Genomic DNA, 25,677 nt, shown 5'->3' on the forward strand with positions numbered 1-25,677 from the left:
GTCCTTCGTCTTGTAGTACGTGTAGTACGGCTTCAATGCGATCAGTATACCCGTTCGGTTGTCGCGCACGAACGCGCCCCGTGCCCGCAAGGCACGCCCCTCCATACAATCATCAGGTTGCGCCCGCGCGCCAACCGAAGCGCAGCATCCTCAGACAGCCTAAGAGGGAACGTGCGCCGCGCGGAAGGAAAACCAACGACAGACGTCGGGCGGATGCCGGCGTCATGCAGCCCGCTGCCCGCCATTCGACGCATATTGACGGACAGGACGCTGGAAAAGTGCAGCCTCGATTGCCGCTTCGGGCGTACAATAATCCGCATGGACACAAATCAGATCATAGCCATCGTCATATTCGTGGTTGTCATGCTGGCGATCATGACCGAAAAGCTGCATCGGTCGCTCGCGGCCATCGTGGGCGCCATGGTGGTGCTCGCGCTGCACGTAATGCCGTTCGACGCAGCCATGGAGCACATCGACTTCAACACGCTGGGCGTGCTGTTGGGCATGATGCTGTTCGTGTCGGTGATGAAACTGTCGGGCGTGTTCGAGTACCTGGCCATCAAGAGCGCGCGCATCGCACGAGGCGACCCCTGGAAGATCATGCTTTTGTTCGTGCTGCTCACCGCCGTTTTATCTGCGTTTTTGGACAACGTGACCACCGTGCTGCTCATCGGGCCCATGACCTTGACCGTATGCCGCCTGCTCGACATCAACCCCATCCCGTTCTTCATGACCGAGATCATGGCGTCGAACATCGGCGGAACCGCCACGCTCATCGGCGATCCCCCGAACATCATGATCGGATCGGCCGCAGGATTCACGTTCCTCGACTTCATCATGATGGACGCCCCCGCCGTCGTGGTCATCCTGGCCGCGATTTTGATAGTGTTCTACTTCATGTACGGACGATCCATGAAAGTCAACGACGAAGAACGCGCCCGCGTCATGGAGCTTGACGAGCGCACGTACATCAAAGACGCGCGCCTGCTCAAGTTGAGCGTTGTCATGACCGGCGTCGTAGTCGTCGGATTCATGGGGCACGGAGCGCTAGGGCTGGAATCGAGCATCATCGCGCTCGGCGTGGCCGGCATCACCATCCTGCTATCGGGCACGAGCATCGAAGACGCGCTCTCGCAGGTGGAATGGACCACGCTTTCGTTCTTCGCCGGACTGTTCGTCATTGTTGGAGCGCTGGCGGAAACCGGCGTCATCGGCATGCTGGCGAACGGGCTGGTGGACATGACCGGGGGCAACGTGTTCGTAACCATGCTGGTGCTGCTGATAGGATCGGCGGTCATCTCCAGCTTCCTGGACAACATACCCTTCGTAGCCACCATGATCCCCATCTTGCTGACCATGGAAGCGTCGGGCATGGACGTAACGCCTTTGTGGTGGGCCGTCTCCCTGGGTGCGTGCCTGGGTGGCAACGGCACCCTTATCGGAGCCAGCGCGAACGTAGTGCTGTCCGACATCAGCAAGAAGTTCGGCTACGAGATCACGTTCATGGGCTTCTTCAAAACGGCCTTCCCCATCATGCTGCTCACGGTGCTGATGGCGGGCGTGTACCTGGTGCTGAGGTTCCCGGCCGCGTAGGCGAAGCGGTCGCGCATGCTGCGTGAGCCGACGACGGCATGCGGCGACGCGCGCGTTCCGATGCGACGCGAGCCTACGATCAGGCCAGTTCCTTCTCGAACGCAATGCGCAGGTCGCCCTGTTCGGCGCCTTCGGCCAAACGAATCTCGCCGCAATACCGAAAGCCCGCCTTCTCAAGCGCACGCCGCATCGGAACGTTTTCGGGGTGCGTGTCGATGCGCACGGAAGCCATGTTGGCGCGGCAGGCAAGGTCGAACGCATACTGGAACATCGCGCCCGCCACGCCCTTTCCCTTGCTTTCGTCCGCCACGCACACGCGATGCAGCGCCACGTAGCGCGCATCGTCGCCGGTCAACCACGCGCCGTCGATGACGGCATACGAAGGATCGGGGCCCTCTTTGTAGGCAAAGATCCCCTGCACCGAACCGTCTTCCATGGCAAGATACGTGCAGCCGTCCGCTATGTCCTGCACCCACGTTTCGCGACAGGGGTACCCGTTTTGCCACTGATTCACGTCCAAACCCCGAAGCTGACGCTTCGCCTGGTCGGTTATGTCGCACATGCGATCAAGGTGCTCAGCTGTTGCAATGACGAATTCCACGAACAACCTCCTGCGAGTTCGTAAGCCAAAACGAGCGATCAACGCTGCCCAGTATACCGCCTCGCAAGCGCCGACAATCCGCGCGATCAGCCAACAGCAAGCAGCGAGGAAACCATGGCGTCGACGTCCAGCAGCGACAAGGGAGCGCGGGCGGCATCTTGCAAGGATTCCGTCTTCAACGGCGCATGATCCAGCTCGTTCAAGTCGATCACGTAGGGATCGCCCGAAAAGCGCAGCCCCAACAAGCAATCATTGCTGCGCACGATCACGATTTGAGACGATGACTCGCTGACGCATGCCTCAACATCGAGCACCGGCACAAGTTCGTAGCCTTGCGAGAGCACGCCGCTAAACTCCTTAGGAAGAAACGCCAACGACTTCATCTTGCCCGACGACACCACTTCCTCAATAGAGGAGAACGCAATGGCGATGTTGCCGTTTGCGACGGGAACGACAAGCGCGTTCGAGCGATGCGCCTCCCGCTGGCCGCCGCCTATCAGTTCCTCTATCCACCGTAAGCGCTGCTCAACGTCACGCATGGGAACCCTCTTCCTTGAACGCTGCGTTCAACAGATGACGGATGCTCACGACCGCGCAAGGATCCCCGTTCTTCAGAAGCGCATAGCCGAAGCACCCGGCCTTGCGCAAGGACCCCCGATCGAGCAACTGCGGCAGCCGGCTTACGGAAATCCGCTCGTAGCCAACTACGGCGTCCACCACAAGGCAACGCCGCTCTCCCAGCTCTTCCAAAAACAGAACGAGCAGAGGATCCTCCGCCTTCAAAGGCGAGCCCGAACTCGCTCCGTTTATGAGCTTCGAGCGATTCCCGTCCTCTCCCACGTAAAACGCGGCGCGAACCCGCTGGGGCGTTGCCGCCTGAGGCTCTTGTGCGCTTTGGCTATCAGGCTCGATCCAGTTTGCATGATACGCTTCAAAGCGATCGATGCGTTGCGCGGGAAGCGCGAACGTCATTGAACCCGTGCGCAAAAGCGCTGCTTCCATAATGGTGAACGGCACGGGAATGTGCAGCACGATCTCAAGCGTGCTGCGATCGGTATTGCGCACCTCGCCGCGACCGCCCACGTGCTGCAAAAGCGATGCAACTTCGTTGAATTGGGAAAACATGCCTGCAACAGGAGTTTTGGAAGCAGCGGCAAACCCAGGGACCAAAAGGAGGGCGCCCAGTTCTTCTTCGGTATACGCCTCAAGCGGGCGCGTTAGCAGCCCGTGTTTCGCAGCATGTTGCCCAACGTCGTGCGAATTGAACGGCATGCCGTCGTGCTCGATGCGGCACACCACGTCCGATCCATCGGCCTCCAATCGCAAGCGCAGCAGAGCGCGCGCAGGCTTTCCCGCGGCAATGCGATGTTCGGGCTGCTCGATCCCGTCGCGAAGACACAACCGCACCAGACGCTTGATTATCTCCTCCATTGAAGCGAGCACCGACCGATCGAGAACCATGTGGCCGTCGGCAATGTCCAGGTCGACAAGCACGCCAAAACGCCGGCTGCAATCGGCAACAAGCGCACGCAGCGATGGCGCTATGCGATCGAACCGTTCGATACGCGACCGCGCAACGGCCGTGCGCAGCTCGTCCACCACCTTCGTATGCGAGAGCACGATGCTGTTCAGCTCATGGTCTTGCGGCATGCTCTCGGCATGCTCGCGCAACTTGCGATGCACCTCTTCGAACTGCGCCAACACGTTGACAAGCTGGCTCCCGCGCCCGTTCAGGTGATTTTCGTCCGCAAACGAATACGGCAGCGCAGACGCGGTTCCCCCCAAGTCTCCAGACGCAATGCTTTCCTTCTTGTATGCAGGAATAGCGCTTTCATCAGCAACGATGGTGCATCTATCTACAAAGAACGACCCTTTGATGGTCAGCAAAACCTGTTCGGGAACAGAAGAGGTGAAGCGAATGAACAGCCCGTGGTCACGCAGGTACGTAATGGTGGATCGATCGCTTTTAACTGCGCGGGGATGGCACGACGCCGTTTCGCACAGCGGCACGATACGGCGCATCACAAGCGACGCGCGCGTGTTCTCGAGTCCGCAATTAGGCTTGAAGATAACCTGAACGATGAATTCCTCGCGCTTCGCCTGCTTCATGCCTGTTCACCCGCCACTTCAGACTGAGCGAACGTGCAGCAGTTCTTTCCGGTTTCCTTGCCACGATACAACGCGCGGTCTGCACGCGCGAAGTTCTCGGCAAGCGTAAAACCGGAATCGTACGAGCACAGCCCGAACGTAAGCGTGCAGGAGAACTCGCCCATCCCATCGTCGATGCGATACGCGGCAACTTCTTCGCGCATGCGATTGCACAGGCGCAGCGCGTCATGGTCGGACGTTGCAAGCATGACGATAAGCAGTTCTTCGCCGCCCCAGCGAACAACGGGGTGGCTCCCAGCCAAATCATCCAGAATGTCGGCGATGCACACAATGGCGATGTCGCCCGACTGGTGGCCGCGCACGTCGTTGATTGCCTTGAAGTCATCTATATCGCAAAGCGCCAGCACCGTGTTCGAATCATGGCTGGACTCCTGCATTTTCTGCTCTAGGTAATCCGTAAGGTAGTGTCGGCTGAACAGGCCCGTAAGCTGATCGCGAAAGGCCAAGCTTCGCATGGCATCGAGCTTGTCCTGCAATACGGCGTTCGCTTCACGCAGCTGAAGGCACTCGGCACGATCCGATTCCGACGTCGAATCCGACGAAGGCGCAGCAGTCCGCCCGGTCACTTGCCATCACCGTTTGAGCGCCGCGCGGGCTTCTCAAGCGTAAAGCGATCGATCAGGCGCTTGAGGCCGCGAGCCTGGTCAGCCAGCTCCTCGCCAATCACCGCGCTCTCTTCCGAAGCCGCCGAGTTTTCCTGGATCACGTCGGACAGGCTGTTCATGCTTTCCTGAATCTGCGACAAAGAATCCAGCTGCTGCGCTGACGCCAATGCGATGGCGGACATCATCTCCTTCACGCCCTCTGTAGCAGACACAGCGTTATCCATGCTGGCCGATGTCGTCTTAATGAGCGCGCTGCCGTTTTCCACGTTGAGGGTGGCATGGGCGGCGAACTCATCAGCCGCGCGCGACGCCTCGCTCACCTGCGACGCTAAACGCCGAATCTCTTCGGCAACAATGGCGAATCCGTGGCCGGCCTCACCTGCGCGCGCCGCTTCAACGGAAGCGTTGAGCGCAAGAATGTTCGTCTGGAACGAAATATCCTCGATGGTGTTCGCAAGCTGCGAGATATTGCTCGTGCTCACCCTGATGTCTTCGATGATCTTCACGGCCTGGGATATCTGACGATTGCTCTGCTCGACGGCATGCAGCACCATGGCGGTGTTTTCGTTGGCCGTAACCACGCTCTTGTTGTTTTCCTCCACCACCTGGTTAATGCCCTGCACGCTGGTTGCCAGCTCCTCGATGGCCATGGCTTGTTCGGCGGAACCCTGCGCAACGGTCTGCGAGCCGTCGGCCATTTGCGACGAAGAGCGCTCCACCTGATCGGCCGTCTCCTTTAGCCGCTCCACCGTCAGGCGCAGCGTTTCCACCGTCTTGTTCATGGACGCAGCAAGGGAACCCAGCTCATTACTCGAATCGGCAACGGCACGCACCGTAAGATCGCCTTCCGCCACATGCCGCGCTATGTCTTCGATCTCGACCACCGGTACCGCAATGGCACGAGTAATGCGACGCCAAAGCACCATCACCAGCGCGATGGCGCAAAGTCCCAGCAGCACGATGATGACCGAAGTTGCGATTTCCACGTAGGTTGTATCCTGCGAGTACTCAAGAGCTTCCTTTTCGGCGATATCGACGATGCTGTTCGCCAGCGCCACCATGATGTCCTTTTGCGGCGTGTAGCTCTGATCGTACATCTCGTGCGCCCGCTCGATGTCGCCCGCGCGTATCGCTTCGATAACCTGATCGCGAACAACGATAAGGCTTTCGCTTGTCAGGGCGAACTGCGTCAGAACATCCACGTCGGTTTTGAAATTGCTGGCAACAACGTTGTACTCGGCTTCGCGCACGATTGCCAGCTGCTCGATGTCGGAGACAAGCTGCGTTCTTTCGGCGGGGTCATCCGTCAGAATGCACTGCCTCAGCGAAGCAGACGTTTGCTCGATGGTGTTGCGCAGCAAGATGGCGCTTTTCGACACCTGATACGGACGCTCGTAAAACTCCGTGGTCATCACTGAATTCTGATGAACGCCGAAGATAGCCACGCAAATAGAAACCACGAACAGCACGATGATCGTGAGGTAGGAAACCATGAGACTGCGGCTAATGCTCGCGTTTTTAAATGACAGGTTCATAAGGCGGTCGCTTCCGGTCGCTTTTGATATACCGAATCTTTCCTGTAGTCGAATCTTGCTCGGTCACGGAGTATTTCCGCGTGGCCGAGAATAAGGTAACCCGAAACGGCTAAATGGCGATACAAGTTGTCAAGCACCTGCTCACGAGTGCGTTCGTCAAAATAAATAATAACATTACGGCATATAATAAGGTCGTAGCGGCGACGCAGCGCCTCAGGATTGCAAAGATTCGCCTGCGCGAACGCTACGCGGCGGCGAATCGGGGCGGTTACCGTATAGGTTTCCCCGGTGCGCGTGAAGTAGTCCGAAAGCCAGTGCGGCGGAACCTTTTCCACATGCATAGGGTGATACACCGCTTGGCGGGCTTTCGCGATGGCCGCGCTTGAAACGTCGATGCCCGTAATGCGCACTGGGGGAATAGCGTGATCGCGGCTATAGTCCTCTACGATCATAGACGCGGTATAGCACTCTTCGCCCGTGGAACAGCCGGCGCATAGTATGTTCCAGGTACGACGCGGCCGAGAACGTTCCAGTTCAGGAAGCGCGACGGTACGCAAAAAATCGAACTGCTCCCGCCCGCGCAGAAAATACGTGTAGTGCGTCGTGGCAAGATCGATGAAGCGATTCGTTATCTCGGGATCGGCGCCCCGCTCCACCATATCGAAGTAGGACGAAAACGAGGCGCACCCCAGACGTTCCCGTTCGTGCGAGAGCCGACATTCAAGCAGCACGCGTTTGGACTGCATATTCAGCCCGAGCGTGCGGGATAAATACGTGCAGATTCTATCGAACTCTCTGTCGGTTAAGTGATCCAAACCTGTATTCCATTAATTACATAGGCACTCGAGTTTATACAGCTTAGCATGCTACGCACCTTGTTGCCAGAAGGAACCAACCCCTCGGGAAATCGAAGTCGCCAAGGCCGTCGTTTCCGTTGCACGAAAAGCATCCAAGAGCTCGCGAGCGCCCTGCCGCGCGCGCAGCACCTAGCAACCATGCGCGCCCGTTCGCCCTGCCGAGCGCTCGCCCGCGGACACCGCGCCCTGCCGCGCGCGGCAACGAATCGAGCATGGGAGTCGGGGAGTGCGCCCGCCCATCGGGTATGATGAAATGAACTCCGGCGGATGACGTCCCGGGCGCCCCAAGAAAAAGGACTCCGAACATGGAAACCAACCAGCCATCCATAATCGACCTGCTTATCGAGGCTCACGTGCACCTGGAAAGGCAAGGGCCGGGCAGCGACGACACGACGCGCCGAGCCTTGAGCTTCCTAGGCGAGCTTGACGGCTTCTCGAACGTAGCGGATCTGGGCTGCGGAAGCGGGCCGCAAACGCTCGAGCTTGCGCAGCACCTGACGGGAACCGTGGTCGGCCTCGACCTGTTCCCCCAGTTTATCGACGTACTGAACGAACGCGCCGATCAGCTGGGGCTAAAGGATCGGGTGCAAGGCGTGGTCGGCTCGATGGACAACCTGCCCTTCGAGCAGGAGTCGCTCGATCTTATATGGTCGGAAGGCGCGGTCGACAACATCGGTTTGGAGAAGGGGCTTGCCCATTGGCACCGCTTCCTCAAAAAGGACGGCTACGTTGCCGTAACGTGCCCCTCGTGGCTTACGAACCAGCACCCTGCCGTCATCGAGAAGTTCTGGACCGATGCTGGAAGCGGGCTGGATTCGATCAGCCACAACATCGCAGTCCTGCAGAACTGCGGGTATCGGCTCATCGCTTGCTTCACGCTACCGGAAAGCTGCTGGACCGACGAGTACTTCGCACCGCGCGAAACGGCGCTCGAAAAGCTGCTGGAAACGTACCCCGGCAATGAAACCGTGGCGGCGTTCGTGGCGGAAAACCGACGCGAAGTCGAGCTGTACGCAACGTACGGACGCCATTACGGATACGTCTTCTACATCGGAAGGAAAGCCTAGGAGAGTGCGCGGAACCGCCCGCATCCCGCCTTCCCGCACCTCATTCCGGGTGAGGTTGTTGACCAGTCTTTGTATAACAAAAGAAAGCGCCGGAGGAAGTGAAATGCTCACCATTCGGGCGCTTTGCTAATACGTACTCTAACAGGTATCACTTGATGATGCAAACTTCCCCGCTACGATTCACATAAATCAAATGCTTGATGGTTCTCAACTCGCAGCACCATTTCCGCACCTCGCGCTCAATGACCATATCGGGTAGTTTCTTCATCCTTCGAGCATCGAGGATGACGTTCTTCGACTGATGCAGCGCTTTTCGCAAGTTCTTCTCAATAACTTTCGCCTTGTCGGATTCGGGGGCTTTAATTTCCCAGATCAGCCCATTCACGATCACGTCGGCGGACGTGGTTCGGTACTCCTCGCTGCGACGGATAAACTCCACGGTCATGCCCGCCATCGCGAGCGCCTTGGCCGTTTCGTATTCGTGCGGCCAGACGTTGAGGTCTGGCGAGATGATGATCTTTCCCCTAGATTGCTTCATGGGTGCCATTATACAGGCTGCAGAAGTCGCATTGCTTTCGAAAGAAAGGGCATCCCTACCCGTGGATCTTGATAAAAAACAGGCCGCCAGGTTCTACCCTGACGGCCTGCATCTTTCGTGGAGCCAACGAGCGGATTCGAACCGCTGACCTACGCATTACGAGTGCGTTGCTCTACCAGCTGAGCCACGTTGGCATACGGCCTCTTGCGAAGCGCGAACATGAAGTATACAGAAAGCCCGCTCACCTCGCAAGAGGGCTTTCGTGGATTTCTCGCAGGAATTTCCACAACCCGGCCTGCGCGCAGGCGTGAAAGCAACAGCTTCCCCGCCAACCGGGAGCGCACCAGGCAGGCTGCTATACTGGAAACACCTTCGCGGGTCCATCGCAACGATGCGCCCCGTGCGAAAGAGAGGAGTCCTCATGCTGTACGACAACGTCATGGTCCCCTACGACGGATCGGCCTCGGCCGACGCCGCGCTGGCCGAGGCCGTGCGCTTCGCCAAGGAAGACCCCGGCCTTACGCTGCACATCGTGCAGATCATAGACACGAACAAGCTGGTCATCAACAGGTTGGAAGCGCAGAGCATAGTGGACGCAGCCGTGCCCGAAGGCATGCGCAAGGCGTTCGAGGAAGTAACGGCCGAAGCGAACGATCGTCTGCATAGCCAGATCGATGGGATCATCGACGGCTTGATGAATCGCATCCGCATCGAGATCCTCGAAGAAACGCACCCCGGAACCCAAATCGTCTCGTACGCCGACGAATGCAACTGCGACCTCATCGTCATGGGATCGCGCGGGCTGGGCGCGCTGCGCGGCATTCTGGGCAGCGTGAGCAGCTACGTTCTTCGCGAGGCCCCCATCCCCGTGCTGGTGGTCAAGGAATAGCGAAGCGCACAGCGGCCGCGCGTTGATCGTTTGTTGGGATTCCCGTGCTATGCTTCGCCGCGTGCATGCCCATTAAAGCGAAAGAACCATATGAGAGCAGGACAGAAACCTACCGACGTCACCACCGTGCTTGTCGTGGACGACGAGCCCGATATCGTCGAACTATTGGAAGAATATTTGAGCGACCAGGGCTTTCATGTTCTTACCGCCAAAGACGGAGCAACGGCGCTCAAGCGGGCTCAGCAAAAGCCCGACCTCATCGTGCTTGACGTCGGCATGCCGGAAATGGATGGTTACACGGTATGCCGACGCATTCGCGAACACCTAAGCTGCCCTATCCTGTTCCTGACGGCTCGCGTGGAAGATATCGACGCCCTTGAGGGGTTCGAGGCGGGTGCCGACGACTACGTGCTGAAACCTTTCTCGCTAGCGGTACTGGGCGCCCGCATCCGCGCGCACCTCAATCGAGAGCAACGACGCCAAACGAAAGCCGAAGTGCGCTTCGACGGCAACATCGTCATCGACTACAGCGCGCGCACCGTCAGCGTTGCGGGCAGCGCGGTCGAGCTGACGCGACGCGAGTTCGACATTGTTTCATTCCTCTCCAAACACCCTGGTCAAGTGTTTGAGCGCGATCGAATTCACGAACGCGTCGGCGGTTGGGAGAACGAGAGCGACCCATCGGTCGTCACCGAGCACATCCGACGCATCCGCAAGAAACTGGCGAAGGCTGGAGCGGAAAACGACCCCGTCGAAACCGTGTGGGGAATGGGGTACCGATGGCGCGCGTAGGTCGGGCCGGCGGCGCCGACGGCAGGCCCGCAGGCACGAGCAACGGCGACAACGGCGCGTCCGTAGGTGCGGCCCGCCTCGCGCAGCTGAGGGAACGCTGGCGCAACGCATCGCTCAAGACCTCGTTCATGGCGTACATGCTGCTGTTCCTGATTGCGGCGCTCGTGCTGTCCCTAACAACGTCAGCGCTGTTCGGCAGCCTGCAAAACGAAGCGACCGCCGATGCCTATGAAATATCGGGTCTCTACCTCTACGACAAGGAAACCGACTCCCTAGTGGCGGCGCGGTCGATCGAAGTCACGTCCGACAGCCGCCTGGCGTTCGTGCAAAGCGCACGCGACGGCATGCAGTCGATCGCGCGGGCTGAGCTGCCCGAAAGCACCGCCGTAGCGGACGCGAGCGACTACTCGTTCGTCTACGACTTCAACTACGAATCCAGCGGCGAGCAGGAAACGCCCGAGCTCACCTTCGGAACCGAAGCGACGCTCGCGAACCTGCCCGCCTACGACGCATGGGCGCGCGAGCGATTCGACGCATGGCTGGCCGAGAACCCCGACAGCCCCTATGCCCCGCTCTTCTCCCTGAACACGGCCGAAGGTTCCGCGGCGGAAGGACCCATGACGTCGCCCGTCGGCTACTACCTCAGCACGCCGGCATCACCAAGCGCATTGGCTCTTTCCTCCCTGTTCGGGTTCTTGTCGTTTCTCATGTTTCCCTTGTGGTTCGGCGTGTGCATATTCGCCGCCGCACGCCGCTTTTTCCGCATGCGGCTTGCTCCGGGCCTTGCCGTGCTCGACAACGCCACCGAAAAAATAGCCAAGCAAGACCTCGATTTCACGGTGGCGCGCGGCCGCGACGATGAACTGGGAAGACTGGCTCAGTCGTTTGAAACCATGCGTGCTTCTCTGGCGGAATCGCAAAAAGCGCTGTGGCGCACGGTCGAGGAAAGAAAGCGCCTCAACGCTGCCTTCGCGCACGACTTGCGCACGCCGCTCACCATACTGAAAGGCAAGATCGAGCTTCTGGATACGCGCATCAAAGCGGGGACGGCGTCTCCCGAGCAGCTGGAAGCCTCGACGGCGGCGCTTTCGGCCCAGGTCGAACGGCTCGAACGCTACGTCGCGGCCATGAGCAGCCTCCAGAAGCTGGAGGATCGCGAACCCGAACGGTCCGACATCGCGTTCAGCCGCATAGCCGAACTGATCGAAGATGCCGGCAACGGCCTGGCTCGCTCGAACGAGGCGCGCTTCGCCCTGTTCGCCAGTCAGCGATGCGCATGCGAGCAGCCTTCGATGCGCGTTGACGGCTCGCTCGTAAGCGAAGTGGCAGAGAATCTTCTAGCGAACGCCTTCCGTTACGCATCGAAAACCGTGTCCACGCGCCTGGACGTCCGGCCGACAGAACACGAAGGCTGTGAAGAACTCGTGCTCATCGTGGACGACGACGGGCCGGGCTTCTCATGCGCGGCCCTGAAGAACGGCTGCGCGCCGTTCTTCAGCGAGACTCCGTCGAAAGAGCGATTTGGCCTGGGGCTCAACATCAGCAGCTTGCTGTGCGACAAGCACGGCGGATCGCTCACGCTCGAAAATCGCCCCGAAGGAGGCGCGCGCGTGACGGCGCGGTTCGCATGCCGACCTTGAACTCGACCTATAGTTTACGCGACGTTGACCGGGAATAGATATTTGGCTCGTAGCATCTGATGCAAGCTAATCGCACCAGAGAATCGAGACACCCATGGACGACATCACCGCACTGCATCGAACCATCGCGCCAGGCGCCTCGTCGCAGTTCCCTCCCTGCGCCGCAAGCGCCGCTGCAGCTGCCGCTCGCGCGCGGCAGCTGCAAATAGCGAAGCGCGCGGCGTTCATCGTTGCCCTGCTGGCCTGCTCCGCAGGCTTGATTGCGCTCTGCGTTCGCTTCGGCCCCGAAGCTTTGGCGTTCGTATCGGATACCGAGCGCTTCCGCGCATGGGTGGAAGGCATGGGGATCGGGGGGCGCATCGCGTTCGTCGCAGCGAACGCCGCTCAAGTGGTGCTAGCCTTCCTTCCCGGCGAACCGCTTGAACTCGCGGCCGGATACGCGTTCGGCACGGTCGAAGGCACCCTGTGGTGTCTGGTGGCAAGCGCGATCGGAACCGGCCTTGCCCTGCTGCTCACCCGCACCTTCGGCATGCGCGTCGTGAGGCTGTTCTTCCCTCCCGAGAAAATTTCGGAAGTCAAATGGCTGCAGGACGCGCGGCGGTTCGAGCTGGTGCTGTTTCTGGTGTTCCTTGTTCCCGGAACGCCGAAAGACCTGCTCACATACGTTGCCGGATTGGGAACGAGCCCGGCGTGGCGCATCGTGGCACTCACGACCGTAGGACGCATTCCGTCTATCGTTTCGTCTACGTTCGTAGCCGGGGCGGTGGGCAGCGGCAACTACGCCGCAGCGGCCATCGTGGCTGCCATCACCGTTGGCCTGGCGGGAATCGGCGTGCTCGCCTATCGGCACGTCACGCGAACTAAAACCGAAACCGTGTAGTTATTGAGAATAGTTACTGATAACTACCGATTCGTAACCTCTCTTCTCGAACGAAGAGCGTATGATGACGACAAGAAGTTCACTGAAGTCGCCACCAACGAGCGCTATGGCCACAGCGCAACCGGCCAGCTCATCGGAGCGACACAAGGAGAGAGAGGCCCCTATGCCCAGTTTCGCTAATCCGTTTGCCGGCAACGTCGACCGCAAAATGACCAACGCCGAGCTCATGCAGGCACTGCGCCTTGACATCGCAGGAGAGCTTGAGGCTATTTACCTGTACGAATCCCACTACCTGGCCACCGACGATCCCGCGGCTAAGGCCGTGCTGGCCGACATCCGCGACGAGGAGAAGGCCCACATGGGCGAGCTCATCACGCTGATGCGCCATCTGGATCCGAAGGAAACCGAGTTCTTCCTGGACGGCGAAGGCGAAGTTCAGGAGATGCTGGAAGACCTGGGCATCAAGACGGACGGTCAGATTGCGCCGGCGCCCGCCGAACCCGCAGCAGCTCCTACGGTGGGCGATCTTTCCTAACCTTGCCACCTGTGCGGAAGGGGCCCGCCCTTCCGCCGACGACCCAGCAAGACAGTCGGCTTTGCTTTCTGCCTTGCGCGTGGCCGCACGCTTTCCCAAATCGAAAGGAGTTCGATATGGATTACCTCGCTCGTGAATCGGCCGATCTTTCGGCTGAGCTTTGGAACCGAATCGACGACGCCGTCATAAGCACGGCGCGCCAGCAATTGACCGCACGGCGCTTCCTGAAAACCTACGGACCGCTCGGCCCCGGAGCAACCACCGTCGCCGTAGACGGCGTGGCCAAAGAAGAGGTGCTCGAAGACGGCATCGGCCGCATTGTCGGGCGCACGCAACTTGAACTGCCCATGCTGTACGAAGACTTCACCCTGCTCGGGCGCGATCTTGAGCTGGCCACCCAAACGGGCATGCCGCTTGATCTGGCTCCGGCCGTTACCGCAGCCAAGAAGGCTGCGCGCCGCGAGGACAGCCTGGTGCTGAACGGCAGCCAGCTGCTGGGGACCGAAGGCCTGCTCACCGCCAAGGGCGCGAACAAGATGAAGCGCACCGACTGGAACAAGGGCGAGAACGGGTTTTCCGACGTAGCAGCCGCCGTTTCCCAGCTTGCCAAGACCGGGTACCTGGGCCGTTACGCGCTTGCCGTGGCACCGGATCTGTTCCTGGCCTTGCAGCGCCTCCAGCCCAACACCGGTATGCTGGAGATCGACCGCATCAAGAAGCTGATCGGCGACAACGTCTACATGACCAGCGCAATCGACCAAGGCAAGGCCGTGTTGGTGTGCGCGGAGCCCGAGTACCTCGACTTGGCGCTCGGCCTTGATCTTTCGGTCGGGTACGCAGAGCTGGTGGACTTCAACCACCACTTCCGCATCATGGAAACAGCCGCGTTGCGCATCAAAGACCCCGCAGCAATCGTCGTGTTCGAGTAAACGCGAAACGGCCCGCACGCTTCACAAGGTGCGGGCCGTTTCTTTTCGAGCGGCGCAGGCCGCCGAAGCTACGGAACAGGGCGCGTAAGGGAGGGGTCTGCGCGCCCTGGGAACCGAAAGGCTACGCGTCGATCGCCGCAGCGGCGTACTGGCCGGCCAGGCGGCCGCCGCAGTACGCGCACATGAGGGAATAGCCCTCGTAGTCGGTGTACGGCGCGCTCATGAGCGTACCGTTGTCGGCGCCCGCCACGTACAGACCGGGGATGGCCACGCCCTCGGCGTCGATAGCCTGCAAGCGGTCGTTCGTGCGGATGCCGCCGATGGTCACCCAAGCGCTGGGCTCGTACTGCATGGCGTAGAACGGACCGGCGGCCACCGGCTGCAGGAAGCAAGCCGGCTTGTAGAACTGGTCGTCCTTGCCCGCAGCGCACGCAGCGTTGTAGGTTTCAACGGTCTTCGCCAAATCAGGGGCGTCAATGGCCTCTGCCAGCGCCTCGATCGAATCCGCCTTGAAGGCCCAGCCCTCTTCGACGGCGGCGTCGAAGTTCGCCTGAACGTTCTCGAGCGCCTTGCCCTTGAGGGTCATCATGCCGGTGCGCCAGTTCTCGGCGTCGGAGCCGCACAGCGTCCACGCATCGGTGCCCGCGTTCAAGCCGTCGACGTACGTCTGGTCGACCACCGCGTAGTACTTCCCGCCCACCAGTGAGATGGCTCCGCCCAGCGCCAGCGGAAGGTTCGCGAACTTGCCTTCGTTACTGAAGCGACGGCCCTGGTTGTTCACCAGCAACGTGCCGTAAATGCCCACCGTGAACGCCGCGTTCTTGCGATCGTACAGGCCGTCGGCCTTCTGATTGGAGCCGGCGAACTCGTTGCCCGCGATGCCCCACTGCGTGGACACCTGGCCGCCCGCAGCCTGCACCATGTCGATGCCCTCGCCCACGGACAGGATGTTGCCCAGCGGGTTCACGAACGTGCCGAACTTCTCCAGCATCATGTCGGCGCTGCCCAAGAAGCCGCCGGTAGCCACGATGACCTGCTTGGCCTTCACGTCGATGACGCCTTCGCCTTCGCACTGCACGCCGACGCATGCGCCGTTTTCCATGATAAGGCGCTTGCCAGCGGTGTTGAACAGGAACTCGCCACCTTCGGACTCAACGAATTCCTGAAGCGGCTTCATGCGCGCCTCGCCCTTGGCCTGCGTCTTCGAGTCCTTGGGATCGGCCTGGAAGTTGGCGCGCACCGAAGCATGGCCGGCGCCGTAGTTGTCGGGACGCAGGCCGGTGGGCACGCCGAAATCGCTGGTGAACTGGTCGATGGTTTCGCCGGAAATCTCCACGGCGGCCTTGATGGCGGCAGCGTTCGTGGACCAGTGGCCGTACTCCATAATATGGTTGAACGCTTCCTCAACCGTAAAGTCGATGCCAGCTTCCTGCTGCAGCTTCGAGCCGACGATGAACGGGCCGCCCGCCAGCGAGCCGTTCGCCACGCCCACGTTCGCGCCCTTTTCGATGACGACGACGCTCTTGCCGGCGCGCACGGCCTCGACCGCAGCCCACATGCCAGCGCCGCCCGCGCCAACTACGGCGATGTCGCACTCTTTCGTCTGGTCGGCCGTTTTCATAGCGGCGTCGTCGCCCTTTGCGGACTCCGACTTCGATTCGCTCGACGCCTGCGGGGCGCAACCGGCCAGCGCGGCGGCTCCGCCCAGCGCGGCCACGCCTCCCAACGTCAGAAAGCTGCGGCGCGACAGGCCCTTGGTGATCTCGCTCATAAGAACTCCCTCCGAAGAATTCACGTGTCCGTCAGCTTGAGCGCGGCGTCGGTGCCGCATGCCAAGCTGATCGGCTGCCCTCCCTGGGCTCTTGGGCCATCATGCGTTCAACCTTGGGGTTTGTCGCGGGTGAACCGCCCAACAAGGGGGGTGAATCCAAGCTCACCCCTGCATTCACCCCTCCCGAAGCACGGCATGCATGCAGGCAGGCGACTGCCGCAAAGACGCGCTCGACGCATGGTTTGACCAAGCGCTCAGCAAAAGCCCTTGCCAGATACCCAGCATTTGCGGCAGCGCGCAGCGCGCCCGCATCCTCACGATGCAGGCGCGTCTCTTCGTAACGCCACGCACCCGACCTGGTACAATATGGCAACCACAAGGAGGCGCCGTGAAACCAAGTGATGTCGTACGAGCCATCGTTCCCGAAGATCAGGCAGAAGAGGAAGATTCTTTTGCTGCGCTGCTGTTCCCCCTGCGATTTTTGGGCATGGGGCTGCTTGTCGCATGGCTATGCTGCACGCACGTAACCTTCATTTTTCCTGGCTTCGGATTTCCCGACGCGTCACTTGCGGCCATCAATTACGGGATGCGCGTAGGCGACGTTGGCACGTTTTTGGTGCTCGCCCTTTTTTCAAACCGCATCGGTCGCCTCGGCAGTCATAAAAAAGCAAGCGCAGCATTCGTAATCATCACGGCAGCAGGGACAGCGCTTCTGGGACTGGTCTTGTTCCCCGCAGGAAGCGCAGCGGCAATTCTGTTTGCCGTATCGGCCGTAACGGCTATCGGCGGGGCCTTTCTCTTTTGCCTTTGGGCGGAAGCGTACAGCCAGATGGGAACCACGCGCACGCTCATGTACGGCGCAGGTTCGTGCATCACCGCCGCCGTAGTTTCGTTCGCAGTCAGCACCATGCAGGAACCGTACGCTATCGCCGCAACGGCGCTGCTTCCCTTGGCGTCGTTGGCATGCGCCCTGCTGAGCTTGCGCATCCTTCCAACGGAACCTGCCCGCTCGGCGAACACACGCTACCCCCTTCCCTGGAAGCTGCTGGGCATCATGACGGCCGCCGGACTTCTTTCCGGCACCGCAGGATCGGTCATCCCCGATGCCACCTGGATGGGAGCCATCCACCGCGTGGTGGCGACCGGACTCGCGGGTATCGTGATCATCGTGATGGCGCTCACGCTGAAAGATCGTATCGACGTGCGGTTCCTTGCAAAGGTTGGCCTGCCCCTTTCCATCATCGCGCTGGCAGCGATTCCCTTCGCTGATCCGCAATGGGGATTCGCCGTCTCGTTTTCCCTCAAGCTGGCATACGTGTGGTTCACCATGTTCGTACTGCTCATGCTGGCAAACATCGCGTTTCGCTTCGAGGTTCCCACCCTGCGGCTCTTCGCCCTTGCCCGCGCGTTGAGCGAGTTGGGAATTTTCGCGGGAATCGGCATCCGCCAATGCCTGCTGCAGAACAGCCTGTTTTTCAACGAGGCGTTCCTTGTTGGATTGGCGCTGGGCGGCATCGTGCTGGTTTTAGTATGCGCACTGGTCTGGACCAGCGAAAAGTCCGTGAACGGAGACTGGGGCGCATCGGGAATAACCCTTGACGGACAGCTGCATGTGCCCGGTCCGCGCGAACGGTTCATGGCGCGATGCGAGTCGCTAGCGGAACGATACGGCCTCACGGCCCGGGAAACCGAGATCATGGGGCTCATCGCCCAGCGAAAAAGCCGCGCCGAAATCGAGCAGCAGCTGTTCCTTTCCGAGAACACGGTGAAGACCCATGTTCGTCATCTGTACGCCAAGCTCGGCGCGCACTCAAAAGCCGACGTCATAGCCTTGTTCGAGGAGTGACGCCCGTGCAGCGTGGGCACACGCGTCACGTGGCGCGCAGCACGTGGCACGCGTCACGTGGCGCGCAGCACGTGGCACGCGGCACGCTGCACTCGGCACGTGGCACGTGGCACGCGGCACGTGGCACGTGGCACGCTACACCGAAACCCATGGGCCCGCTGTCAAAACGGACGAGTTTTGCGGGACTTTGGCCGGAAATTTCGCCCCTCGGAAGCAAGGTTTGCGAGTAGCTTTCGCATAATGCCAGGTCAGAAGCGTGCGCATTTTGTTTATTCTCACTCGAGGACCAGCAAAACTCGTTCGTTTTGACAGAACGCACGGTCCACGCCAGCCATCGTCGATCCGCCGCCCGCTCCTGCCGCAAGCGCTTCGTGCTATGATGCTCTACCGTGACCGAAATCATCCAACATAGCGCGCGCCCTTTGTGGACCTACAAGGTATTCCTCTTGCTGGCAGCCGCCATTTGGGGCTTAGGCACCGTCGTCATCAAGTCGACCGTCGACGCCTTCCCTCCTGCGTGGCTGGTGGGAGTGCGCTTTACGGCCGCCGGCATCATCCTGGGCGTCATCATGCTGCCGCGCTTCCGCAAGAATCTAGATGCGGATCACCTGAAAAAAGGCGGGATTTTGGGAGCATGGCTGTTCTTTGCGTACTGGGCAAACTCCACGGGGCTCACGGATACCACAGCTTCCAACAGCGCTTTCTTGACGTCGCTGTATTGCGTGATCATCCCGTTTTTAGGCTGGGCGTTGCGCGGATCCAAACCCACGCGATTCAATGTAGCGGCAGCCATCGTGTGCGTCGCAGGCGTCGGATGCGTTTCGTTTGCAGGCGCATCGGGACTGTCGCTGCGATTCGGCGATCTGGCCACCCTGCTTTCCGCCCTGTTCCTGAGCTTTCATGTGCTGTTCACGGCGAAATACGCGCGAGGGCGCGACATGACGCTGCTCACCGTGGTGCAGTTCATCGTAGCAGGCACGCTTGGTTTCGCCGCAGGCATCGCGTTCGAGCCGACGCCTAATTTCTCCGCGTTGGGCCTGGATACCTGGACCAGCTTGGCCTACCTGGCCGTCTTCGCTTCGTGCATAGCGCTGCTGCTGCAAAACGTCGCAGTCGCGCACGTTGACCCGGCTCCGGCATCGTTGTTCTTGGCTACGGAATCGGTTTTCGGGGTAACGTTTTCCATTATGTTTCTGGGCGAAGCCCTCACCGCACCGCTGTTCGCCGGGTTCGCTCTTATCTTCGCCGGCATTGTGGTGAGCGAATACCTACCTTTACGAGCGGAAAAGAAGCGCGCGGCCCGAAAGGCAAAGCCACGTGATTAAACGGTTGCGCGGGCGCGTGACGCCAACCGATAACCGCCCGACAAGCCGATCCGCGCCCAAAAGCAGAACGATAAATGTCACTTGCCTATTAGTAGACTATGTCATATAATAGTACTCGTCTGAAGCACCCTGAACCGGAAAGTCCTCCAACGCTTTCCGGTTCTCCTTTTTCTGGGGCACATCGCGCATCGATCGCTCTTGACACCCTTTGCATGTACCGCGATCGAGCGCACCAGGCAACGCACCGTCAGAACCTTCAATTCATCCCTCTGAAGAAAGAAATACCGAAGACCTAGTACGCTTGGAAGGATGCTGAAACCCGTCTTCTTACTACAATTGAAAAGGCTTATCTCCACGCAAGACGAGGGGTCAAAGCGTGAAGGCCTGCACAAGAAACAACTTACGCACGGGTAGAGGAGATGGTTGATGAAAGCGTACAAAACAGTGGTATACAGCTTTTTTATCGGAGGGTTATTTGCGCTCATTGCCCAAGCCTTGGTGACGGTATGGACCCAGCTTCTTGCCAACACTCCCATGGAATTCTTCATCGGCGGCTCCACCCTTATCAGCATGGGCGTCATCGGATGCGTGCTGGGAGGATTTGCAAACTATCAGATCGTAGAGAAATGGGGGACTTTCGGAGCCCTTCTTCCGTTTTCAGGTTTCGCCATGGCCGTCGGCATGAAGATGATCGGACCTTGGACAAAAGACAATGCTAGCGTCGGAAAAGCCATCATCCCTGGTCTTTGGTTGGTGATTTGGTTCAACCTTGTGGCGGCAGCCATCAGCATCCTGTTTGGCTACATCTACGGCATGGCAGGCATAGAGCCCTTGATCAGCCTCGAAAAAAACACCACCTCCACAGTGTTTCCTCTTTCCTTCTTGATAGGCGGCGCGCTCTGCATGCTGTTCCAAGTTGTCTACTTGATAGTTAAAAAAATAACTCCCAAGTGCAAGCCGCTTTGGATTCTGCTTACGGCATGGTTTTGCGGATCCGTTTTCGCGCCACTGGGCATCTCTGGCGCACTTGCAAGCTTGGCGGGACAAGGCTTCAGCGTACTTATCCCCGTTGGTGGTTACAACATGTACAACGTGGGAATGTCGTTCGCTATGGGAGCTTTCGACGACGGCTTGCTCCATCTAGGCTCGTTCTTCCTCGCCGTCGCAGGACTGTTCTTTACGGGACTTGCAACCTTTTTGATCTATAAGGTAAAGTTTGGCCGAATGCCGCTTGAAGAAGTTCATCGCATGAAAGGCCAGGAGTTCATCGACGGAATATAATGAACCTACGTGCAAACAAAGCGCGGCAAGGAGACCGGCATGTCAAAGAAAGCAAGCAAGCAATTCTCTAAGGCCTTCGAAACCATCGAGACTTTGAAGGCAAGCAACCGCAAGGCGTTTATTAAGATCCTTGCGGCCATGGCAGTCGTCCTATTGCTCGGCCTCGGACGCACTGCCCTCGACGTGTACGGCCTCATTCCATCCGAGTCGGTTGGCACAATAGCCAGCGGCGCTGTTTATCTGATAGCTATATTTATGGCTTTCATTGCAGGGCAATCGGGCATCAGCATTGCCAAAAATCGACGCGAGATCGACAGCATCTGTGATCGTACGGGAATTACGAAAGACCGCATCAAGACACACCGGTAGAAGCGCCACCCGTAAAGCAGCTCACCTCTACCGACCTAAAAGCGCTGCCCCTTATAAAAAGGGGCAGCGCAAAACCATGGCATCATTTCCAAAATGAGAAGCCTATCTCATTTTGACATGCGCAACGGTTCGTTCACACGCGTCAGACATGGACGAATATCTTCGGTCAGTTGATCCGTTCTTCCCTTCTTACACGAGTTGTAGCACACTTCACCGCAAATCGTACACACCACAGGCTCGGGAACAGCCATGTCCGTCAAATCAAACCCGCATTTCGTACATGGGTTTGGTTCAGAGAAATGCTCCAGATCCACCGCATTGAACATACCGCACTCCGGACACTTGACCGGGCGTTTGCGCGGCGGTCTGCAACCGCCGCAAATCGGATTACACGACCAACACACGTTCTCTCGCTCCCTTCAACCGATCTAGACGCACGAACACCTTGTCGTCGCTCTTTGCGATCAATGGTAGCAAGAGATAGTCCCTCATCCATCATCCCCAGAGTCCCATATTTAACTAAGGACACACAGGTTCGACCAATCATCCTTCTCAACGCATTCGCTTGCTATATAATATATGACGTAGTCTAGTATGATCGCATGTCACATGCGCGCGACACGCGGAAACTCACGGGGAACAGCGCGCATACTCAACCCATGGAGGCTATCATATGGCAAGCCATCACTTCACTCTCACCTCGTACGACCCGGTTTACGTAGTCGCCGAGGAAATCCGAATTCCCGAAGACGCCATCAAAGACCAGGCAATCCGCTGGTTGAAAAACATGATTTGCAAGGCCGGTGAAGAGCCTAAACTTACCGACAGCTGGATCAGCACCCGCACCGAAGACTTCAAGAGTGTAGATGACCTGTTGATCTTCATTCGATACAACATGTATAAAGACAGCAGGGAGCTTCAAGAACTGGCAGACCAAGACGTTATCTGCAAAGAACTCGCGACGCGTTTGGTTGAAGAGCTCCCCGAAGATCTCGTTGAAGGTGCGCTCAACGACGCGAATGTACGCCTTGAGGAAATGATCGCCCGGAACGGTATGACCCTGGAGAGTTTCAGCCAACAGCGCGGCATCACGGTTGAGCAAGTGTACGCCGACGTCAAAGAGCGCACGCTTCAAAGCCTCCGAGAAGACTCCGCGCTCGAAGCCTACGCAACCCATCAGGGAATAATCGTTGAGCCTGAAGATTATTACGATATCATTCCCGGAGACAGCATCCAGGACAAGGCGCGGAAGAGGCGCCAGATCGAGATGCAGGGCCGCCTCGCCCAAATGGAAGAGTACGCCCGAAAGACCAAGGCCCTAAAAGAAGTCATGGAAAACGCGAGGATCAAACGCAAGGCTACCGACACGGAATGGCTGCGCTACGGAGACACGAGCAACGACGTGCTCAACGCGAACAAGCAGTTCCCTGACAGCTTCGTAGGATTGTAAGACGTAAAGCGCGAAGCATCTAAAAGGATTCTTTTCGATGCTTCGCGCAAAAGAGAAAATCGAAGCCCCGCGCCGCAACGCGAATGCAAAAGAACCCCCGCCATACTTGAAACCAGGCGGGGGTTCTTTTGCACTATCGGCGAAAAAGCTTAGCGATAGTCTTCGCCCTGGTCGCCACCAAGCAGCTTCGACTGCTCTTTGAAATGTTTGCTCTTTTCGGCAGCAGAAACAAAATTCTCAGGCGCATCTTCGATTTCGAGAATCTCCACTTCGAAATTGAGATTCTGGCCAGCCAAAGGATGGTTCAAGTCAAACACCACCACGCCCTTGCCAACCTCCAAAACCGTCGCAGGCATAGGCGATCCGTCTTCGCCGCTTGCTAGCATAATGCGCTTTCCCACTTTGACGTCGGAAACGGGAATCTGCTCCAAGGGAATGCGCGCCGTATAATCCTCTAAGTACTCACCGTATCCACCGTATTCATCAACGATAAACGTAGCACGCTCGCCCACTTCGTTCATCTCCAGAATAGCCTTCTCGAATCCGTCGATCGCCATATCCATACCCGTTTGAAACTTCATCGGATTCTCCGGCGTAGCGAACCCAAAAACCGTGCCATCATCGAGCTTACCCGTGTAGGTAAGAGTTACCGTAGAGCCAAGTTCCATCTTCGATCTCCTTTTCGAATCGATTGTCCACCACAACGCGACAGACAATCCAGCGGGCAGTTCGCTTATTCAACCGGTTCTTCTACCACCGTGACCACAGCCGTCTCAACCAGCCATTCCGTCGATTTCGACTGACGACACATCTTTCGGACGGACGCCATGCGACCGCTCTTTTCCCAATCTTCACGCGTGCCCTCAAGGCCGCGCTCGCTCGAAAACATTCCATCGATGTCCTCTTCGGAAAGCTCCCAGCCCTTTTGCGCGAACAGGGATTCAAGAGCGCAGTCGATAGCTGCGCGGCGTTCTGCTTCGATCGAGATTTTTTCTTTCATCTTGTCGCCATCAATGCTGTTCTGCAGCATCCATTGCTGCAGGCTGGTTCCCTGCTGCTTGAGCGACTGAATCATCTCGCGTCCGACATCTTGACGAATAAAATCAATGTAATAAGCAGGGACGGCCCCTTCTAGGCGATTGACCAATTGATCAATCGCTCGATCTACCATCAGACCGGGGAGGTCTTTCCCCTTCTGCATATTGATGGCCAATTTCAACTGCTTCCGCAGATCATCAACATTTTCGCAACCAACTTTAACCGCAAATGCGTCATCCACTTCAGGCACGATGCATCTTCGCAAACCCTTGACTTCGACGATCGCGCTCAACTCGCCGTCGCCGTATTCCGATTCGCCTTCGGCATCTTTTGCCTCGAAGTCGAATTCGAGCCTGTCGCCGACTTTCGAACCAATTACCTGAGCATCAAACGATTCGGGCATGGTTCCCTCGCCCAGACCTATCATGCGGTCGGCCGCTCCAAGACCAGACACCATCCTGCCGTGGTTCGTCACGGTCAAGGTCATTTCAACATAGTCACCCCATTCGGCTTTATGCTCAGCATCGTCGATCGTTTCAAAAGAATGGTAATAGCTTTGCAGTTCGCGAATCTGAGCTTTAATATCCTGCTCGGTTGCCTCCTCGGGCGGCATCACGATAGAAACCGGTTCATAACTTGCCAGATGCATGCTCGGCGCAACGGGTCCGGACACATCGAACGAGAACGGCTTCCCTTCTTCCAGCATCTCGGCAACGTTGAATTGAGGATCCCCGATAAAAAGAACTCCCTCATCATCGATAGCTTTGAAGGCAAATTCATTGATAAGCGTCTCGGCAACTCCGCCCATAGCGTTCGCATGACCGCCTACGCTTTGCTCCAAGATATTGCGAGGGGCTTTGCCTTTCCGAAAGCCCGGAATATCTTTTTGAGAGATCTGGCGAAAAAACTCTTTCGCTGATTCTTCGACTTCCTGCACCGTTGCGACCATGGTGAAAGAGAGCTCTTGAACCTCGCCATCATCCACGCGCGTTTTGTCTTTGATTAGCACGATTTCCCCCGAGTAGTTCGAAGATGTTTGGCTTTTTTGAACCCTGTTCAACTTGCATTCAAGCCCGCTGACTGCATGGTAGTAATTGTACCACAATCGCCCTGCTATAATTCTTGTTATATGGCCTTTAATCAGGCTAAACTATCAAAAGCAAGGTGTTTGTAACTTAGCAGAAAACGCCCGAAAACTACGATGAAAACACCGAAACGAATAGGCTTATTTTCCTTTGTTTGCAGGGAGGAAATCATGGGGACCTACGAGCGCGAGCAGCAGCACATCAAACAGGGAATTGCCCAGCGAGGCCAAGCAGCACTCGACTATTTTGCGGAGCTGGATGCCGAGCTTTCTGAAGAGGCATCCTGCCTTACGCATCGCCCGGATTACAGCAAAACGCTCTTCGCACCTGAGCACGATGACATCTACCGGGAATTCTGTTCTTACCTCGACCTACCCAAGCCTCGCTTCTTCGACAAAGTTGAAAGCCCTCTCGTGATCGAAGGGCTCACGGCAGCCGATGTCTACTTTGCTATGAAGTCGAAGAATCCGCGAATTGTTTCGATAGACGGAGCGGCTGTATACAACATGCTCGTCAAGCTTCGTACGCAACCCGAAATCACCAAGCGGGTGCTGAGTTTCACTCCCACGTGCTACAAATGCGGATAGCAGGCTCTACGCAGGATCAGCCGTATTCAAACGAATAGCGCATTTTTGCAGCTCGTCAACCATGTGCATGTCTACCGCTCCATCGCACGCGAGCCCCTGATCAATCTGCGCGTCAATCAAAAAGCAGGCTCGAACGAAATCTTCGTTCTGCTGGCTAAGCATCCCCAAGCGACGCGCGACCTCGAATCCCTTTTCAAGATCGGTCGATTTCGCAACTCGCCAAAGATGCAGCGTCACCAAGCGCACCGACCCTTGAAAACGTCTTTCAACAGGAACTTCCACCGCGCGACCTCCT

The 25,677-nt window shown here is 58.2% G+C and carries 25 protein-coding genes and 1 tRNA gene; 14 read left to right on the forward strand and 12 right to left on the reverse strand.

Features of this window, described 5'->3' with window-relative positions; all coding sequences use genetic code 11:
• Positions 1 to 318 precede the first annotated feature (318 nt).
• Entirely contained in the window at positions 319 to 1,593 is a 1,275-nt protein-coding gene (locus ACTQZK_RS04210) for an ArsB/NhaD family transporter (protein ID WP_418830741.1), read from the forward strand.
• A gap of 79 nt (positions 1,594 to 1,672) precedes the next feature.
• Here the strand turns inward: ACTQZK_RS04210 and ACTQZK_RS04215 are convergent, their stop codons facing one another.
• The 6 genes from ACTQZK_RS04215 to ACTQZK_RS04240 form a co-directional block, all read right to left on the reverse strand.
• On the reverse strand, positions 1,673 to 2,194 hold the full coding sequence (locus ACTQZK_RS04215) for a GNAT family N-acetyltransferase (protein ID WP_216529322.1): 522 nt from the start codon (positions 2,192 to 2,194) through the stop codon (positions 1,673 to 1,675).
• Positions 2,195 to 2,280: 86 nt separating this feature from the next.
• Positions 2,281 to 2,733, reverse strand: coding sequence for a bifunctional autolysin (locus ACTQZK_RS04220; protein ID WP_216529321.1), 453 nt, complete (start codon positions 2,731 to 2,733; stop codon positions 2,281 to 2,283).
• A complete protein-coding gene (locus ACTQZK_RS04225; RefSeq protein ID WP_225749623.1) occupies positions 2,726 to 4,303 on the reverse strand; it encodes a chemotaxis protein CheA in 1,578 nt (525 codons plus the stop codon). Before ACTQZK_RS04225 ends, ACTQZK_RS04220 begins: the two co-directional genes overlap by 8 nt.
• Positions 4,300 to 4,929, reverse strand: coding sequence for a GGDEF domain-containing protein (locus ACTQZK_RS04230; RefSeq protein WP_225749624.1), 630 nt, complete (start codon positions 4,927 to 4,929; stop codon positions 4,300 to 4,302). The genes ACTQZK_RS04225 and ACTQZK_RS04230 overlap by 4 nt, the downstream gene beginning before the upstream one ends.
• Entirely contained in the window at positions 4,926 to 6,503 is a 1,578-nt protein-coding gene (locus ACTQZK_RS04235; protein ID WP_225749625.1) for a methyl-accepting chemotaxis protein, read from the reverse strand. Before ACTQZK_RS04235 ends, ACTQZK_RS04230 begins: the two co-directional genes overlap by 4 nt.
• A complete protein-coding gene (locus ACTQZK_RS04240) occupies positions 6,500 to 7,318 on the reverse strand; it encodes a CheR family methyltransferase (protein WP_216529318.1) in 819 nt (272 codons plus the stop codon). Before ACTQZK_RS04240 ends, ACTQZK_RS04235 begins: the two co-directional genes overlap by 4 nt.
• A gap of 347 nt (positions 7,319 to 7,665) precedes the next feature.
• Here ACTQZK_RS04240 and ACTQZK_RS04245 point away from each other — a divergent pair, with 347 nt between their 5' ends.
• Positions 7,666 to 8,427, forward strand: coding sequence for a class I SAM-dependent methyltransferase (locus ACTQZK_RS04245; RefSeq protein WP_418830737.1), 762 nt, complete (start codon positions 7,666 to 7,668; stop codon positions 8,425 to 8,427).
• 148 nt (positions 8,428 to 8,575) lie between these two features.
• On the opposite strand, the gene ACTQZK_RS04250 is transcribed toward ACTQZK_RS04245, so the two are convergent.
• The gene (locus ACTQZK_RS04250; RefSeq protein WP_216529316.1) at positions 8,576 to 8,974 is read right to left on the reverse strand and encodes a hypothetical protein; all 399 of its coding nucleotides are present in this window, start codon (positions 8,972 to 8,974) and stop codon (positions 8,576 to 8,578) included.
• Between the two features lie 109 nt (positions 8,975 to 9,083).
• A tRNA-Thr gene (locus ACTQZK_RS04255) sits at positions 9,084 to 9,159 on the reverse strand.
• Between the two features lie 227 nt (positions 9,160 to 9,386).
• On the opposite strand from ACTQZK_RS04255, the gene ACTQZK_RS04260 reads away from it, so the two are divergent.
• The 6 genes from ACTQZK_RS04260 (at position 9,387) to ACTQZK_RS04285 (ending at position 14,630) form a co-directional block, all read left to right on the forward strand.
• Positions 9,387 to 9,854, forward strand: coding sequence for a universal stress protein (locus ACTQZK_RS04260; RefSeq protein WP_114566716.1), 468 nt, complete (start codon positions 9,387 to 9,389; stop codon positions 9,852 to 9,854).
• A gap of 90 nt (positions 9,855 to 9,944) precedes the next feature.
• Entirely contained in the window at positions 9,945 to 10,646 is a 702-nt protein-coding gene (locus tag ACTQZK_RS04265) for a response regulator transcription factor (RefSeq protein WP_418830734.1), read from the forward strand.
• On the forward strand, positions 10,634 to 12,286 hold the full coding sequence (locus tag ACTQZK_RS04270; protein ID WP_418830733.1) for a sensor histidine kinase: 1,653 nt from the start codon (positions 10,634 to 10,636) through the stop codon (positions 12,284 to 12,286). The genes ACTQZK_RS04265 and ACTQZK_RS04270 overlap by 13 nt, the downstream gene beginning before the upstream one ends.
• A gap of 94 nt (positions 12,287 to 12,380) precedes the next feature.
• A complete protein-coding gene (locus ACTQZK_RS04275; RefSeq protein WP_441898604.1) occupies positions 12,381 to 13,166 on the forward strand; it encodes a TVP38/TMEM64 family protein in 786 nt (261 codons plus the stop codon).
• Between the two features lie 163 nt (positions 13,167 to 13,329).
• Positions 13,330 to 13,701, forward strand: coding sequence for a demethoxyubiquinone hydroxylase family protein (locus ACTQZK_RS04280; RefSeq protein WP_114566720.1), 372 nt, complete (start codon positions 13,330 to 13,332; stop codon positions 13,699 to 13,701).
• Positions 13,702 to 13,817: 116 nt separating this feature from the next.
• Positions 13,818 to 14,630, forward strand: a complete 813-nt coding sequence (locus ACTQZK_RS04285) for a family 1 encapsulin nanocompartment shell protein (RefSeq protein ID WP_225749631.1) — start codon at positions 13,818 to 13,820, stop codon at positions 14,628 to 14,630.
• A 121-nt stretch (positions 14,631 to 14,751) separates the two neighbouring features.
• On the opposite strand, the gene ACTQZK_RS04290 is transcribed toward ACTQZK_RS04285, so the two are convergent.
• Positions 14,752 to 16,401 (reverse strand): FAD-dependent oxidoreductase, encoded by a 1,650-nt coding sequence (locus tag ACTQZK_RS04290; RefSeq protein ID WP_114566722.1) that lies wholly within the window; start codon positions 16,399 to 16,401, stop codon positions 14,752 to 14,754.
• A 388-nt stretch (positions 16,402 to 16,789) separates the two neighbouring features.
• On the opposite strand from ACTQZK_RS04290, the gene ACTQZK_RS04295 reads away from it, so the two are divergent.
• The 5 genes from ACTQZK_RS04295 (at position 16,790) to ACTQZK_RS04315 (ending at position 22,672) form a co-directional block, all read left to right on the forward strand.
• Entirely contained in the window at positions 16,790 to 18,247 is a 1,458-nt protein-coding gene (locus tag ACTQZK_RS04295) for a helix-turn-helix transcriptional regulator (protein ID WP_114566723.1), read from the forward strand.
• Between the two features lie 389 nt (positions 18,248 to 18,636).
• Positions 18,637 to 19,572, forward strand: coding sequence for a DMT family transporter (locus ACTQZK_RS04300; RefSeq protein ID WP_441898607.1), 936 nt, complete (start codon positions 18,637 to 18,639; stop codon positions 19,570 to 19,572).
• Positions 19,573 to 19,998: 426 nt separating this feature from the next.
• A complete protein-coding gene (locus tag ACTQZK_RS04305; RefSeq protein WP_225749633.1) occupies positions 19,999 to 20,853 on the forward strand; it encodes a SpoVA/SpoVAEb family sporulation membrane protein in 855 nt (284 codons plus the stop codon).
• Positions 20,854 to 20,892: 39 nt separating this feature from the next.
• Positions 20,893 to 21,222, forward strand: a complete 330-nt coding sequence (locus tag ACTQZK_RS04310) for a hypothetical protein (protein WP_114566726.1) — start codon at positions 20,893 to 20,895, stop codon at positions 21,220 to 21,222.
• 673 nt (positions 21,223 to 21,895) lie between these two features.
• Positions 21,896 to 22,672, forward strand: a complete 777-nt coding sequence (locus tag ACTQZK_RS04315) for a hypothetical protein (RefSeq protein ID WP_114566727.1) — start codon at positions 21,896 to 21,898, stop codon at positions 22,670 to 22,672.
• A 149-nt stretch (positions 22,673 to 22,821) separates the two neighbouring features.
• Here ACTQZK_RS04315 and ACTQZK_RS04320 read toward each other — a convergent pair whose 3' ends face one another.
• A complete protein-coding gene (locus ACTQZK_RS04320) occupies positions 22,822 to 23,340 on the reverse strand; it encodes an FKBP-type peptidyl-prolyl cis-trans isomerase (protein WP_114566728.1) in 519 nt (172 codons plus the stop codon).
• Positions 23,341 to 23,405: 65 nt separating this feature from the next.
• Positions 23,406 to 24,815: a trigger factor gene (gene tig, locus ACTQZK_RS04325; protein WP_441898611.1), complete on the reverse strand. Its 1,410-nt coding sequence runs from the start codon at positions 24,813 to 24,815 to the stop codon at positions 23,406 to 23,408.
• A 150-nt stretch (positions 24,816 to 24,965) separates the two neighbouring features.
• Here tig and ACTQZK_RS04330 point away from each other — a divergent pair, with 150 nt between their 5' ends.
• Positions 24,966 to 25,382, forward strand: coding sequence for a hypothetical protein (locus tag ACTQZK_RS04330; RefSeq protein ID WP_114566730.1), 417 nt, complete (start codon positions 24,966 to 24,968; stop codon positions 25,380 to 25,382).
• Between the two features lie 6 nt (positions 25,383 to 25,388).
• Here ACTQZK_RS04330 and ACTQZK_RS04335 read toward each other — a convergent pair whose 3' ends face one another.
• Positions 25,389 to 25,664: a hypothetical protein gene (locus tag ACTQZK_RS04335; protein ID WP_216529306.1), complete on the reverse strand. Its 276-nt coding sequence runs from the start codon at positions 25,662 to 25,664 to the stop codon at positions 25,389 to 25,391.
• Between the last annotated feature and the right edge of the window lie 13 nt (positions 25,665 to 25,677).

The organism is Paraeggerthella sp. LCP19S3_G8, assembly GCF_052119225.1.
GTDB classification, from domain to species: Bacteria; Actinomycetota; Coriobacteriia; order Coriobacteriales; family Eggerthellaceae; genus Paraeggerthella; species Paraeggerthella hominis.

Bases quoted from the DNA above. Each gene is read 5' to 3' on its own strand.
- ACTQZK_RS04210 (WP_418830741.1), top strand. From the start codon at position 319: ATGGACACAAATCAGATCATAGCCATCGTCATATTCGTGGTTGTCATG.
- ACTQZK_RS04220 (WP_216529321.1), bottom strand. From the start codon at position 2,733: ATGCGTGACGTTGAGCAGCGCTTACGGTGGATAGAGGAACTGATAGGC.
- ACTQZK_RS04225 (WP_225749623.1), bottom strand. From the start codon at position 4,303: ATGAAGCAGGCGAAGCGCGAGGAATTCATCGTTCAGGTTATCTTCAAG.
- ACTQZK_RS04235 (WP_225749625.1), bottom strand. From the start codon at position 6,503: ATGAACCTGTCATTTAAAAACGCGAGCATTAGCCGCAGTCTCATGGTT.
- ACTQZK_RS04245 (WP_418830737.1), top strand. From the start codon at position 7,666: ATGGAAACCAACCAGCCATCCATAATCGACCTGCTTATCGAGGCTCAC.
- ACTQZK_RS04250 (WP_216529316.1), bottom strand. From the start codon at position 8,974: ATGGCACCCATGAAGCAATCTAGGGGAAAGATCATCATCTCGCCAGAC.
- ACTQZK_RS04260 (WP_114566716.1), top strand. From the start codon at position 9,387: ATGCTGTACGACAACGTCATGGTCCCCTACGACGGATCGGCCTCGGCC.
- ACTQZK_RS04265 (WP_418830734.1), top strand. From the start codon at position 9,945: ATGAGAGCAGGACAGAAACCTACCGACGTCACCACCGTGCTTGTCGTG.
- ACTQZK_RS04270 (WP_418830733.1), top strand. From the start codon at position 10,634: ATGGCGCGCGTAGGTCGGGCCGGCGGCGCCGACGGCAGGCCCGCAGGC.
- ACTQZK_RS04275 (WP_441898604.1), top strand. From the start codon at position 12,381: ATGGACGACATCACCGCACTGCATCGAACCATCGCGCCAGGCGCCTCG.
- ACTQZK_RS04280 (WP_114566720.1), top strand. From the start codon at position 13,330: ATGCCCAGTTTCGCTAATCCGTTTGCCGGCAACGTCGACCGCAAAATG.
- ACTQZK_RS04285 (WP_225749631.1), top strand. From the start codon at position 13,818: ATGGATTACCTCGCTCGTGAATCGGCCGATCTTTCGGCTGAGCTTTGG.
- ACTQZK_RS04290 (WP_114566722.1), bottom strand. From the start codon at position 16,401: ATGAGCGAGATCACCAAGGGCCTGTCGCGCCGCAGCTTTCTGACGTTG.
- ACTQZK_RS04305 (WP_225749633.1), top strand. From the start codon at position 19,999: ATGAAAGCGTACAAAACAGTGGTATACAGCTTTTTTATCGGAGGGTTA.
- ACTQZK_RS04310 (WP_114566726.1), top strand. From the start codon at position 20,893: ATGTCAAAGAAAGCAAGCAAGCAATTCTCTAAGGCCTTCGAAACCATC.
- ACTQZK_RS04315 (WP_114566727.1), top strand. From the start codon at position 21,896: ATGGCAAGCCATCACTTCACTCTCACCTCGTACGACCCGGTTTACGTA.
- ACTQZK_RS04320 (WP_114566728.1), bottom strand. From the start codon at position 23,340: ATGGAACTTGGCTCTACGGTAACTCTTACCTACACGGGTAAGCTCGAT.
- ACTQZK_RS04330 (WP_114566730.1), top strand. From the start codon at position 24,966: ATGGGGACCTACGAGCGCGAGCAGCAGCACATCAAACAGGGAATTGCC.